Genomic DNA, 13,868 nt, shown 5'->3' on the forward strand with positions numbered 1-13,868 from the left:
ATTCGGCGGGCACAAAAAACGCAGGTGACCTCACGGTTGCCTGCGTTTTTTTTTGTCTTGCTCTCAGCCTTTAATGGCACTGGTCGATAAATTTCAAATGTGTGCCCACTCAAGCGAGGAGTGCCTCGCCCCAGGGACAGGGTTCAACAACAACGCAAGGAAGAAACACATGGCAGTGATAAATGGAACGGGTGAAGCAGACTACCTCATCGGTACTCCTGACAATGACGAACTCTACGGGCTGGAGTCCGGGGATTTGCTCTATGGGGGGGAAGGGGCTGATCTGCTGAATGGCGGTGAGGGCTTTGACTGGGTCGATTACCGTGGTTCTGCCGCAGCGATCAGTATCGAGTTTCAGGATGGTTCGGTGATCGCCCATGGCGGTGAAGCTGAAGGCGATACGTTGATCGAAATTGAAGGCGTCATGGGCACTCAATTCGACGATACCTTCATTGGCAATATCGCTGGACTGACTCTGGATGGTCAGGACGGCGATGACATCTACATCATTGGCAGCGATGACGTGAAAATCGTTGAGGGAGTAGGTGGTGGATACGACGAGCTCCGCACGACGCTCAACAACATGCAGATGGACGCGTCCGTTGAAAAAATGACCTTCACCGGCACCGGCGATTTCACCGGTTATGGAAATGCCGGTGACAACCTGATCATTGGTGGTGCCGGCAATGACCTGCTGTTCGGGGGAAACGGCGCGGATCACTTTGTTGGTGGTGAGGGTTTTGACACGGTCAGCTACGCCGACAGTAGTGAAGGCGTGTTCATTGATATGGCGCAAGGCTGGATGTCTACCGGTTTCGCCAACGGTGATACGTTCACCGGAATCGAAGCCATTCAGGGTTCATGCTTTGACGATGTACTGTTTGGCAAGGAAGCCGGGCAAGCGTTCGATGGTGGCGATGGCTACGACGTTCTGAACTATTCCGTTTCATTGGAGGCTGTCAGTGTTGAGCTGCGCATCGGTGGTCTGGTCAGCAATGTGGAAAAAATCGTCGGCTCCCTGCTGGACGACCATTTCACGATCGACACCGGTGGCGTAACGGTTGACGGTAGTCAGGGCAATGATGTCTACATCATCAACAGTACCGGTGTGACCATTTCCGAAATAGAGAGTGGCGGTGTGGACGAGCTGTATACCAGTCTGTCAGTGATGACCATGGATCCGTTCATCGAGCGCATGACTTATACCGGCACGGGTGACTTCACCGGCCATGGCAATGCCGGTGACAACATGCTGACAGGCGGCGCCGGCAATGACGTGTTGTCGGGTGGCGCGGGCAGTGATGCCTTTTACGGTGGTGCGGGGATCGACATTGTCAGTTATGACGACAGTGATGCCGGGGTAAACATCAATCTGGCGTGGAGTTCACAAACCGGTATTGCCTCGGGTGACACGTTCTACGATATCGAAGGCCTGCGCGGCAGTCAGTTTGATGATTGGCTGGATGGGGATTCGAATGGCAATTATCTGGAGGGTGGTGCCGGTAACGATTTCATTCGCGGTGGCGAAGGGGCCGATCACATTTATGGCGGGTTGGCATCCGGTCTCGACGGCACGGCACCGCAGGGCGATACGCTTTGGGGGGGCGAGGGTGATGACGTTATCGTCAGCGCTGCCAACGACCTGGCTACTTTTGCCAGTGGCGATGAGGGAAATGACACTATCACGGTCAATCGGGGCAGTGCTGACGGCGGCGACGGCAATGATGTTCTGACCGGCACCGGCAGCTATTACACGTTGTCCGCAGGCAACGGCGATGACCTGCTGATCCTGAACCTCGTGGGCAGCCAGGGCACGGGTGGTCAGGCGCGTGGCGGTGAGGGTGATGACACCTATGTCGTGAACACCACGGGGTTGGTGACCATTCAGGAATATGGCAGCAGTCTTAACGACACGCTGGTGTTGAACACCATCGCCAATGCCAGCCAGTTGAGTGTCACTCGGGTGGGCAAGGACGCCTATTTGCACAGTGCCAATGATGGCAGTAGCGGCGTTCCAGCCAGTGGCGTGAAGCTGGAAAACTGGTACGCGCAGGGCAACACCATCGAGCATATCCAGACGGCCGACGGCATGATCTGCGATCTGCCGGCCACCGGTGACGCTTTCGCCCTATTTGGTTGATCCTTTGACGCCTTCAACTTGAGGCGCGCGATGAAGGGATGAGTCCACTGTTGGATTCGTCCCTTTTTTATGCCCGTCGCACTGCCGACGCAGCGTCCATCGAGCTGGCGCGTTTCCTGCAAGTCCCCCTCAAATCGCCATAAAACGAGCGCTCGCGGTCATTGACCCGCGCCCGGATTGGCAAAGGTTTAGCCAAAAGGCCTGCAACCGCTTGGCCGAGTCAGGTGAAGAACAAGAGGGGAGACGATGAAGGCAGTTATTTTGGCGGGTGGCCTCGGCACGCGCATCAGTGAAGAGTCGCACCTCAAGCCCAAACCGATGATCGAGATCGGCGGCAAGCCAATTCTCTGGCACATCATGAAGCAGTATTCCGCCCACGGAATTCACGACTTCGTGATCTGCCTTGGCTACAAGGGCTATGCGATCAAGGACTTCTTCGCCAACTACTTCCTGCACACCTCCGACGTCACCTTCAACATGCGCGAAAACCGCATGGACGTGCACCAGAACTACAGCGAGCCATGGAGCGTCACGCTGATCGACACCGGCGAGGAAACCATGACCGGTGGCCGTCTGCTGCGTGCCGCGCGTTATCTGAAGGATGAGGAGGCGTTCTGCTTCACCTACGGCGACGGCGTCTCCGACATCAACATCGCTCAGCTTGTGGATTACCACAAAGCTCACGGCCGTCTCGCGACCGTCACGGCGGTGCAGCCGCCGGGTCGCTACGGTGCCCTTGAACGTCAAGGCGATCAGGTGCTTGGCTTCACCGAAAAACCTCGTGGCGACGGCGGCTGGATCAACGGCGGCTTCTTCGTGCTCTCCCCCAAAGTGATGCCGTACATCAGCGGTGACGAGACGACCTGGGAAGCCGAACCTTTGGCCCGTCTGGCCGAGGACGAACAATTGAAAGCCTTCGAGCACGAAGGTTTCTGGCATCCAATGGACACCCTGCGCGACAAGAACCATCTCGAAGCGCTGTGGCTGAGCGGGGAGGCCCCATGGAAGCAATGGGCCTGAGTGCTGATTTCTGGCGTGGCAAGCGTGTGCTGGTCACCGGCCACACCGGTTTCAAAGGCAGCTGGCTGACCCTGTGGCTGCAAAGCCTTGGCGCGCAAGTCAGCGGATTTTCCCTCGATCCATCGACCGAACCAAGCCTGTTCGAACTGGCGCGGGTCCACGAAGGCATCAACGACCAACGCGGCGATCTGCGTGATCTCGGCGCCTTGCTGGAGATCATCGCTGACACCGAGCCTGAAATCGTCCTGCATCTGGCGGCCCAGCCGCTGGTGCGTGAAGGTTATCGTGATCCGCTCGGCACTTACTCCAGCAACGTTATGGGCACGCTGAACCTGCTTGAGGCGATCCGTCAGGTCGGTTGCGTGCGCGCCTGCGTGCTGGTGACCACCGACAAGGTCTACGCCAACAAGGAATGGCTGTGGCCATACCGCGAGGACGAAGCCCTCGGTGGTCACGATCCTTACAGCAGCAGCAAGGCTTGCTGTGAATTGCTGGCGCAGTCTTATGCGGCGTCGTTCTTCCCGGCTGAAAAGTACGCCGAACACGGTCTGGCCCTGGCCACGGCGCGTGCCGGCAACGTTTTGGGCGGCGGTGATTTCGCCCCGGAACGACTGATTCCCGACGTACTCAAGGCCTGGACGGCAGACGAGCCGGTGACCCTGCGCTACCCGCAAGCCGTGCGCCCATGGCAGCACGCGCTGGAGCCATTGGCTGGGTATCTGCAACTCGCCGCAGGCCTCTACGAACAAGGCCCGGAATACGCCGGTGCGTGGAACTTTGGCCCGAGCGAAGCGGATATGTGCAGCGTCGGCGAAGTGGTCGAATTGCTCGCCAGTGGCTGGCCACAGGCGCGTGGCCTGCGCATCGAACCGAGCGAACTGCATGAGGCCGGTCTGCTGCGTCTGGACAGCAGCCGCGCACGTCAACTGCTTGCCTGGCAACCACGCTGGACCTTGCAGCAATGCCTGGCCCAGACCCTCGACTGGCATTTGGCGTGGCAGAACGGCGACGACATGCGCGCCGTCACTCTAGGCCAACTGAATCTATACCGAGGCGCGCTGTGAGCGAGTTCTCCTTACACGCATTGCCGCTGTCCGGACTGTTCAGTGTCCAGCACAAACGCTTCGAAGATCAGCGCGGGCACTTCGCTCGACTGTTCTGCGAAGGCAGTTTGAGTGCGTTTGGCAGCGAATTTCACATCCGCCAGATCAACCATTCCTGCACCCGCGAGAAGGGCAGTGTGCGCGGTCTGCATTATCAAAACGCGAATGCGCCGGAAGCCAAACTGATCACCTGCCTGCGCGGTGAAGTGTGGGATGTGGCGGTGGATTTGCGTCCCGATTCCGAAACCTTTCTGCACTGGCACGCCGAGCACCTGAAGGCCGGTGACGGTCGCAGCCTGTTGATCCCGGCCGGGTTCGCCCACGGTTTCCAGACGCTGACCGAAGATGCTGAGTTGCTCTACCTGCACAGCGCCGATTACGCGCCGGAGCACGAGGGCGGTCTGTCGGTGAACGATCCACGGCTGGCGATTGCCTGGCCGTTGCCTGTCAATAATTTGTCAGTGCGTGATTCCAGCCATCCCGCGCTCGATCAACACTTTGCTGGAGTGCGTCTATGAACTGCCGTGGGTGCGCCGCACCGTTGAGTCTGCCGCTGATCGACCTCGGCACCTCGCCACCGTCCAACGCCTACGTGCATGCCGATCGCCTGGAACAAGCCGAGCAATGGGTGCCGTTAAAGGTCGCCGTGTGCGAGCAATGCTGGCTGGTGCAGACCGAGGACTACACCCGCGCCGACAGCCTGTTCGACGCCGAATACGCCTACTTCAGTTCGTTTTCAAGCACCTGGCTGGCGCATGCCGAGCGCTATGTGGCCGAGATGGTCGAACGCTTTGACCTGAGCACTGAAAGCCGTGTGGTTGAAGTCGCCGCCAACGACGGTTACCTGTTGCAGTACGTCGCCGGTCGCGGCATCCCGTGCCTGGGCGTCGAACCGACTCGCAGCACCGCGCAGGCAGCGCGGGAAAAAGGTCTGGATATTCGTGAGCTGTTCTTCGGTCGCGACACGGCCGCGCAGCTGAAAAAAGAGGGCTGGGGCGCCGACCTGATGGCGGCCAACAACGTGCTCGCGCATGTGCCGGACATCAATGATTTTCTGGGCGGTTTCGCGGCACTCCTCAAGCCGACCGGCGTAGCCACTTTTGAATTCCCGCAACTGCTGACGCTGATGGCAGGCGCGCAGTTCGACACGCTTTATCACGAGCACTATTCCTACCTGTCGCTGACCGCCGTGCAGACCCTGTGCGAGCGCAATGGTCTGGAAGTGTTCGACGTCAGCCAGTTGAACACTCACGGTGGCTCGCTGCGGGTGTTCGTGCAGCGCAAGGACGGCGAGCGCCGCGCGGTACAGCCGGCCGTGCAGCAACAGTTGCAGGCTGAACTCGATGCGGGTGTGAAAACTGCCGCGTACTACACGACCCTCGCGCCGGCTGCCGAACGCATCAAGCATGAACTGCTGCGCTTCCTGTTGCAGGCCAAGGCCGATGGCAAGCGTGTGGTTGGCTACGGTGCAGCGGCCAAGGGCAACACCTTGCTCAATTACGCCGGGGTCAAACCCGACCTGCTGGCGTGGGTGGCCGATGCCAACCCGCACAAGCAGGGCAAGTTCATGCCGGGCAGTCGCATCCCGATTGTCGCGCCGGCGCAGATCGACATCGAGAAACCGGACTATGTGCTGGTGCTGCCATGGAACCTGCTGCACGAAGTCAGTCAGCAATTGGCGCAGGTGCGTCAATGGGACGGCCGCTTCGTGATCGCCGTGCCTGAGTTGAGCGTGCTGTGAAAGTGCTGGTGACGGGAGCCACGGGCTTCGTCGGCCGGCATTTGGTCGCGGCATTGCTGGCGCGCGGCTGCGCAGTGCGAGCTGTGGCGCGCAATGCAGAAACCGCGCAGGGCATGCCGTGGATCAACGACGTCGAATTCGTCGCGGCGGATATTCACGCCGCCGATCTCGACGTCGTTGCATTGACCGAGGATGTCGATGCGCTGGCGCATCTGGCCTGGCCGGGGTTGCCGAACTATCGCGCGTTGTTTCATTTCGAGCACAACCTGATGGCCGATTATCGCTTTATCAAAAGCGCGGTCGAGGCGGGCGTGAGGCAGGTTCTGGTGACCGGTACCTGCTTTGAATATGGGATGCAGAGCGGGCCGCTAAGCGAAAGTGCCGAGCCGCGCCCGAGCAATCCCTACGGGTTGGCCAAGCATACGTTGCACCTGTTTTTGCAGAATCTGCAGCAGGAACATCCGTTCACCTTGCAATGGGCGCGACTGTTCTATCTGCATGGCGAAGGGCAGAACCCCAACAGTCTGTTGGCCGCACTGGATCGAGCGATCGATGCGGGTGAACCATCGTTCAACATGTCTGCCGGCGAACAACTGCGCGACTTTCTGCCGATCAAGACCGCTGCCGATAACCTTGCCGCGATCCTGCATCAACCCGAATTTAACGGCGTGATCAATTGCGCCAGCGGTCAGCCAGTGTCGGTACGCGCGCTGGTCGAACAACGCCTGCGTGAGCGCGGCAAGTCCATCGAGCTGAACCTCGGCCACTACCCATACCCAACCCACGAACCGCTGGCGTTCTGGGCGGTGACCGAGCGTTTGCAACAGTTATTGGGAGAGCCGCAATGAGGCACGAGTTGTACCGCGTCACCAATTTGCCGGTGCTGCAGAACCGCACCTTCGCCGATCCCGAGTCGGCGCAGGCCTCGGCCAGTGCCGACATGCTGCTGGTGCAGGATGAGCGCAGCGGCTTGATCTTCAACGCCGCGTTCGACGCCGACAAACTCAGCTACGACGCCGACTATCAAAACGAGCAGGCGCATTCCGGCCAGTTCCAGAAGCACCTGAGCGACGTTGAAGGGATCATCGCCAAACACTTCAAGGGTCAGGAACTGATCGAAGTTGGCTGTGGCAAAGGCTACTTCCTTGAGTTGCTCAAGGGCCTCGGCTACTCGATCACCGGCATCGATCCGGCTTATGAAGGCGAAAATGCCGACGTGATCAAGGCACCGTTCACTCGCGGTCTTGGCCTGGCGGCGGACGCTATCGTGCTGCGTCATGTGCTTGAACACATCGAGGACCCGCTGAGCTTCCTGTCGGTGATCGCCGAAGCCAATCAGGGCGGGCAGATCTACATCGAAGTGCCGTGCTTCGACTGGATCCTCGAGCACAAAGCCTGGTTCGACCTGTTCTACGAACACGTCAATTATTTCCGCCTCGATGACCTGCGCCGGATGTTCGGCACCGTGCACGAGGCCGGTCACCTGTTCGGTGGCCAATACCTGTACATCGTCGCCGACCTTTCAACGCTGCGCCTGACCCCGGAACAACCGGTGCCACGCCTGACGCTGCCTGACGGTTTCACCGCCAGCCTCGAGCGCGCGGTGCAGATCATTCAGGCCGCCCCCGAGCAGGGATCGGCGATCTGGGGCGCCTCGTCCAAAGGCGTGATCTATTCGCTGGCCCTGCAACGTGCGGGAGTGGCGGTGGATCGTGTGGTGGATATCAACCCGGCCAAGCAGGGTCGTTATCTGCCGTTGAGCGGCGCTCGCGTGTCCTCGCCGCAAGAGGCCATGGACGCCTTGCCCGAAGGCGCCAACCTGTTTGTGATGAACTCCAATTACCTCGAAGAAATCAAGCGGATGACCGGTGGACGCTACGTCTATCACGCCGTCGATAGCGCTTCGTTCCAGTGACCATTGAGATTTTGACCATGACCGACAACAGCATTAACCAAGCCTTTGAAGCCGAATGCCGCGAGCAGATCGCCCAGCAAGGTGACGACCAGAAACTCACTGGCCTGGCCCGTGATTTCTTCAACGAATCGGCCAAACACAAGTACAGCTACCACTTCTCGTGGATGGGTCGCCCGATCATTCAGTTGCCGCAAGACATGATGGCGATGCAGGAGATCATCTGGCAGGTCAAACCGGATCTGGTTATCGAGTGCGGCATCGCCCACGGCGGTTCGATCATCTACTACGCCTCCCTGCTGGAGCTGCAAGGCCACGGCGAAGTGCTGGGCATCGACCTCGATATTCGCCCGCACAACCGTGAAGCGATCGAAAGCCATCCGATGGCCAAGCGCATCAAGATGATCGAAGGTTCGAGCATCGACGCGGCCATCGCCGCTCAGGTGCAAGCCGCAGCCGCCGGCAAGAAAGTCATTCTGGTGCTCGACTCCAACCACACCCACGATCACGTGCTCGAAGAGCTGCGTCTGTACGCTCCCCTGGTGTCGGTCGACAGCTACTGCGTGGTCATGGACACCGTGGTTGAAGACATGCCGGCCGATTTCTTCCCGGACCGTCCATGGGGCCCGGGCGATAACCCGAAAACCGCCGTATGGAAATACCTGGAAGAGAACAAGGATTTCGAGATTGACCAGCAGCTGCAAAACAAACTGCTGATCACCGTGGCGCCGGACGGTTATCTGCGTCGCGTTCGTTAATCAAAAACAGTTTCAGGCATCAGGCGTCTGGCCGGTTGTGGGGATAGGAAAAATGCAGGTTCAAAGCAGCACTCAAACCAACACGACACCGCTGAACGAGCTGTTCACGGTGGTGGTGATCACCCACAACCGCAATGCGTTTCTGCGTCGTACATTGCAGTACTACAGCAGCTACGCGGCCAAGGTGCTGGTGCTGGATTCGACGGTGCAGGGCGATGATCGCATCGCTGTCGATTTTCCGTCGGTGGACTATCGTCATTTGCCGCAGTACTCCTACAAAGGCCTGCAGGAAAAGCTCAGTTGGGGCGTGCAGCAGGTGACTACGCCGTACATGGTGTTTGCGGCCGACGATGATTTCCTGATCCATGACGCACTGACGGCCTCGGTGGATTTCCTCCAGGCCAATCCTGACTACGGCCTGTGCCACGGCTACGGGTTCATGTACCTGACCCGTGCCAGCGAAGTGACCTATTACCGTCGCGACAAGCTTATTCAGGAAGACTATGACTCGGCACAGCCGGAAACCCGTGTCATGGAATTCATGGGGCAGTTCCTGCCGCCGTTCTATGCGGTGACCCGAACCGATCTGCTCAAGCAGTGGTATAGCTTGCTGCCGGCGGGCACCAGTTTCGAATGGCAGGAAATCGGTCACACGTTTTATCTGTTGGCGTGCGCCAAGGCGCGGGTTCTGCCGATTGCTTTTGCGGTGCGCGAAGCCAACTACGGCAGCTCTGATCACAACACCAACGTGTTGACGGTCCTGAGTTGGCAAGACGCGAAAACCGTAGCCGAGCGCGAGCGCTTTGCCGAGTTTTTGGCGTCGATCCCTACCGCTTTCAGTGGTCAGGATCCGGCCGCGATCAAGCAGATTGCCCTGAACAGTTTTGCCGAAATGGCTGACTGCCTGCTCAAGGGGCGTTCGCTGTCCGGTGCAGCGATTTTCCGCTCGGCGTGGATTGAGCCGGGTCAGGAGCCGGTGCGCTCATTCGCGCCCGAGCAATTTGTCGAGATGCCGTTCTACAACAAGCCGGTTTTCGACTTGTTGACCGAGTACGAATTCCTGCTGCACGCCATGCCTGCCGGGCGCCTGCAATTGCAGGAGCTGGAAGGTGTGTTGCTGCGTCAGCACGAATTGATGCGTGTTCATCCCAATGACGATGAACGGACGATTCGCGCGCGTCTGTGGGAAGCGCTGACCCTGAACATGTTCAATCGCGAGGTAGTCGAACGCCTGGCCGAGTCCATGCTTGCCAGTGAAGAGCCTGAAGAAGGGGTGAAGCTACAAGCCTGGCTGGAGCGTTTGAATTCGGTACCGGGGCAACAGGAGCGCAAGCTTTTCGAAAACATGCCGACCGGGCGGCTGCTGCAATGGCTCGAAGCGCGCAATCCCGAGCCTGCACAACTGCCGGCAATCACCCGGCACCTGAACAGCCATGCCGGCGGTCCGCAAATGGGCATTCTCCTGCTGGATCTGGACGCCGACATGGTCAAGCTGCAGACGACCTTCGACAGCCTGGTTGGCGGCCATTGCAAAGCGTTCAAACTGGTTGTGCTCACCACCGGGGAGTTGCCGGCGACCACGACCGTGCGCGATAACGTGCATTTCGTCAAAGTGACCACGACCAACTACGTCGAGCGGATCAATCAACTGCTGCCTCAGCTCGGTAGCGACTGGATCATGCTCGCCGAGGCGGGGGTCCAGTTCACTGCCAGCGGTCTGCTGCGTGCAAGCCTTGAGCTACTGGGGGCCGAAGGAGTGCGCGCCGTGGCGATGGATGAAATCCAGCGTCAGCCGGGCGGTGCGCTGGCGGATGTGTTCCGTCCGGGGGTCAACTTCGACCTGCTACAAACCGTGCCGTCGATGATGGCGCGACACTGGTTGTTCCAGCGCGATGTGTTGGTTCAGGCCAAAGGCTTCGCCGCCGAGTACAGCGATGCGCTGGAGTTCGACCTTTTGCTGCGCTTGATCGAAGACGGCGGGCTGGCTGGCCTTGCTCATCTGGCGGAGCCGTTGCTGATCTGCGACGCACCACCTGCTAAAGAAAACGCTCATGAGCGTCAGACCCTGACACGTCATCTCGCCAAGCGCGGATACCGCGGCCAAGTGGGTTCGACGTTGCCGCAAACCTGGCAAATCGACTATCAGCACAGCGAACGGCCGCTGGTGTCGATCATTCTGCGCAGTGAGGACAACCTCGAAGCGTTGCAGTCGGCGCTGGTCAGCCTGCTGCAACGAACCCGCTATCAGCGCCACGAAATCCTCATTGTCGACAACCATAGCCAGTCTGCGGAACTGGCTGAATGGCTGGGCAATCTGGAGGGCAAGGGTGAGCGAGTTCGGGTGCTGCGCAGCAGCGAGCGGTTGAGCGAATCGGCGTTGTACAACCTCGCAGGCGCTGAAGCCAAAGGTGAATACCTGGTGCTGTTTTCCGCGCACGCCGAAGTGGTCAATGCCAACTGGCTTGATGCACTGCTCAATCAGGCGCAACGGCCCGAAGTCGGGATCGTCGGAGCGAAACTGCAGGATGCACGTGGCGTCACCACTCAGGGTGGCTTGATTCTGGGGCTCAACGATCTGCTTGGCGCGGCGTACGTCGGTGAGAAAAAAGACGCTCCGGGCTACCTGTTCGGCCATCAGGTCGAACAGAACTATTCGGCGGTGTCCGGCGCCTGTCTGATGATTCGCAAAGCACTGTTCGAAGCACTCGGTGGTCTGGATGAAGAACATTTCGACACGGCGTTCGCCGACATTGATCTGTGTCTGAAAGCAGCCGATGCCGGTTACCTGACGGTCTGGTGCCCACAAGCGCAAATCCAGCATCCGGGCGTGCTCCCCGAAGCGCCGCAACTGGCTGCCGCGCTACGTGACAAGTGGCAGGCTCGCTTCGCTCAAGACACGGCTTACAACCAGAACCTTTCCCTGACCGGCAAGGGCTTTACTCTCGGCGCAGCGTCCAGTGTTAACTGGGCGCAGTTGCTCGCCTGACGCCTCGTGCACAGGAAACAGGACTCTAGACATGTTCAACGGTAAATCGATTTTCATCTCCGGCGGCACTGGCTCGTTCGGGCGTAATTTCATTCGTCGCCTGTTGGAGCAATACCAACCCAAGCGCGTGGTGGTGTTCTCCCGCGATGAGCTCAAACAGTACGAAATGCAGCAGACGTTCAACGCGCCGTGCATGCGCTATTTCCTTGGCGATGTGCGCGACGCCGATCGTTTGCGTCAGGCCATGCGCGGCATCGATTACGTGGTTCACGCCGCCGCGCTCAAACAAGTGCCGGCAGCGGAATACAACCCGACCGAGTGCATTCGTACCAACGTCAACGGCGCTGAAAACATCATCGCCGCCGCCATCGATAACGGCGTGAAGAAAGTTGTCGCACTGTCCACCGACAAGGCTGCCAGCCCGATCAACCTGTACGGCGCGACCAAGTTGCTGTCGGACAAACTGTTTGTCGCCGCCAATAACATTGCCGGCGAGCAGCAGACCCGGTTTGCCGTGGTGCGTTATGGCAACGTGGCCGGTTCGCGCGGTTCGGTAGTGCCGTTCTTCAGCAAGCTGATCGCTGACGGGGCCACCGAACTGCCGATCACCGACGAGCGCATGACGCGTTTCTGGATCACCCTCGATCACGGTGTGCAGTTCGTGCTCGACAGCTTTGCACGCATGCACGGCGGTGAAGTGTTTGTGCCGAAGATCCCGTCGATCCGCGTTGTCGATCTGGCCCGGGGCATGGCCGAGCATCTGCCGCACAAAAACGTCGGCATCCGTCCGGGAGAAAAACTCCATGAGCTGATGGTGCCGCTGGACGATGCGCGGATGACCCTTGAATTCGAGGATCACTACACCATCCAGCCATCGATTCGCTTCACCAGCGTCGATGTCGATTTCGCGGTCGACAAGCTCGGCGAGCGCGGTCAGCCGGTGGGTGAGGACTTCGAATACCGCTCCGACACCAACCCGCAGTTCCTCTCGGTGGGACAGATCGCCGACCTGCACGCGAAGCTCTCGGCATGATTCCCTACGGCCGCCAGAGCCTCGATCAGGCTGACATCGATGCGGTGGTCGAGGTATTGCAGTCGGATTGGCTGACCCAGGGTCCTACCATCGAGCGTTTCGAGCAGGCGATGGCCGAACGTTGTCAGGCGAATTATGCGGTGGCGGTGTGCAACGCCACCGCAGCGCTGCACATTGCCTGTCTGGCGGCCGGGCTTGGCCCGGGCGACCGCCTGTGGACGACGCCGAACACCTTTCTGGCGTCGGCCAACTGCGGTCGTTATTGCGGCGCCGACGTTGATTTTGTCGATATCGATCCGCTGACCTGGAACCTCGATGCTTTCGCGCTGGCAGCGAAGCTGGATCAGGCCGAGCAGGACGGCACACTGCCAAAAGTACTGGTGGCGGTGGCGTTTTCCGGTCAGAGCTGCGACATGCGCAAGATCGGCGAGTTGGCCGAGCGCTACAACTTCACCGTCATCGAAGACGCCTCCCATGCAGTGGGCGCCAGCTATGCCGGGCGGCCGGTCGGGTGCGGCGAATTCGCCGCGATGACCGTGTTCAGCTTCCACCCGGTGAAGATCATCACCAGTGCCGAGGGCGGCATGGTCTTGACCAATCGCCCGGAACTGGCCGAGCGCTTGCAACGCCTGCGCAGCCACGGCATGACCCGCGATCCGCAGCAGATGACTGAAGCCAGCCACGGCCCGTGGTATTACCAGCAAGTGGAACTGGGCTTCAATTATCGGATCACCGACTTGCAAGCCGCGCTCGGTTTGTCGCAACTGAACAAACTGGACGGTTTCATCGCCCGTCGACGCGAGCTGGCGGCACGTTACGCGAATTTGCTGACATATTTGCCCGTGACCTTGCCGAGCGCCCAACCGCTCGCTGAATCAGCTTGGCATCTGTACGTGATCCGCTTGCAGACTGATCGGATCAATCTCAGCCACCGCCAGGTCTTCGAAGGCTTGCGCGCGGCCGGAGTCGGGGTGAATCTGCACTATATTCCACTGCATTTGCAGCCGTACTATCGCGACCTGGGTTTCGCCGAGGGAAACTTCCCCGAAGCCGAGCGCTATTACGCCGAAGCGATCAGCCTGCCGCTGTTTCCTTTGCTGAGCGATCAGCAGCAGGACTATGTGGTCGAGCAATTGCGACGGTTGACTGAGTGAACACCGCTGTGGCGGTGGATG

The 13,868-nt window shown here is 59.5% G+C and carries 11 protein-coding genes; all 11 read left to right on the forward strand.

Annotation, left to right across the window (positions count from 1 at the left end; all coding sequences use genetic code 11):
- Positions 1-169: 169 nt before the first annotated feature.
- Entirely contained in the window at positions 170-2,140 is a 1,971-nt protein-coding gene (locus IAI51_RS04270) for a calcium-binding protein (RefSeq protein ID WP_187677354.1), read from the forward strand.
- Between the two features lie 246 nt (positions 2,141-2,386).
- The gene (rfbF, locus tag IAI51_RS04275) at positions 2,387-3,160 is read left to right on the forward strand and encodes a glucose-1-phosphate cytidylyltransferase (protein ID WP_187677355.1); all 774 of its coding nucleotides are present in this window, start codon (positions 2,387-2,389) and stop codon (positions 3,158-3,160) included.
- Entirely contained in the window at positions 3,142-4,224 is a 1,083-nt protein-coding gene (gene rfbG / locus IAI51_RS04280; RefSeq protein ID WP_187677356.1) for a CDP-glucose 4,6-dehydratase, read from the forward strand. The genes rfbF and rfbG overlap by 19 nt, the downstream gene beginning before the upstream one ends.
- Positions 4,221-4,781, forward strand: coding sequence for a dTDP-4-dehydrorhamnose 3,5-epimerase family protein (locus tag IAI51_RS04285; RefSeq protein WP_187677357.1), 561 nt, complete (start codon positions 4,221-4,223; stop codon positions 4,779-4,781). The genes rfbG and IAI51_RS04285 overlap by 4 nt, the downstream gene beginning before the upstream one ends.
- Entirely contained in the window at positions 4,778-6,004 is a 1,227-nt protein-coding gene (locus IAI51_RS04290; RefSeq protein WP_187677358.1) for a class I SAM-dependent methyltransferase, read from the forward strand. The genes IAI51_RS04285 and IAI51_RS04290 overlap by 4 nt, the downstream gene beginning before the upstream one ends.
- The gene (locus tag IAI51_RS04295; RefSeq protein WP_187677359.1) at positions 6,001-6,852 is read left to right on the forward strand and encodes an NAD-dependent epimerase/dehydratase family protein; all 852 of its coding nucleotides are present in this window, start codon (positions 6,001-6,003) and stop codon (positions 6,850-6,852) included. The genes IAI51_RS04290 and IAI51_RS04295 overlap by 4 nt, the downstream gene beginning before the upstream one ends.
- On the forward strand, positions 6,849-7,919 hold the full coding sequence (locus IAI51_RS04300) for a class I SAM-dependent methyltransferase (protein WP_187677360.1): 1,071 nt from the start codon (positions 6,849-6,851) through the stop codon (positions 7,917-7,919). The genes IAI51_RS04295 and IAI51_RS04300 overlap by 4 nt, the downstream gene beginning before the upstream one ends.
- Before the next feature lie 17 nt (positions 7,920-7,936).
- Complete coding sequence (locus IAI51_RS04305) at positions 7,937-8,674, forward strand: cephalosporin hydroxylase family protein (RefSeq protein WP_187677361.1); 738 nt, start codon at positions 7,937-7,939, stop codon at positions 8,672-8,674.
- Positions 8,675-8,726: 52 nt separating this feature from the next.
- Positions 8,727-11,660 carry a TIGR00180 family glycosyltransferase gene (locus IAI51_RS04310; protein WP_187677362.1) on the forward strand — a complete coding sequence of 978 codons (2,934 nt, stop codon included), beginning with the start codon at positions 8,727-8,729 and terminating at the stop codon, positions 11,658-11,660.
- 31 nt (positions 11,661-11,691) lie between these two features.
- A complete protein-coding gene (gene pseB, locus IAI51_RS04315) occupies positions 11,692-12,693 on the forward strand; it encodes a UDP-N-acetylglucosamine 4,6-dehydratase (inverting) (protein WP_187677363.1) in 1,002 nt (333 codons plus the stop codon).
- On the forward strand, positions 12,690-13,847 hold the full coding sequence (pseC, locus tag IAI51_RS04320) for a UDP-4-amino-4,6-dideoxy-N-acetyl-beta-L-altrosamine transaminase (RefSeq protein WP_187677364.1): 1,158 nt from the start codon (positions 12,690-12,692) through the stop codon (positions 13,845-13,847). Before pseB ends, pseC begins: the two co-directional genes overlap by 4 nt.
- The last annotated feature ends 21 nt before the right edge of the window (positions 13,848-13,868 follow it).

The organism is Pseudomonas sp. N40(2020) (assembly GCF_014472415.1).
GTDB lineage: Bacteria > Pseudomonadota > Gammaproteobacteria > Pseudomonadales > Pseudomonadaceae > Aquipseudomonas.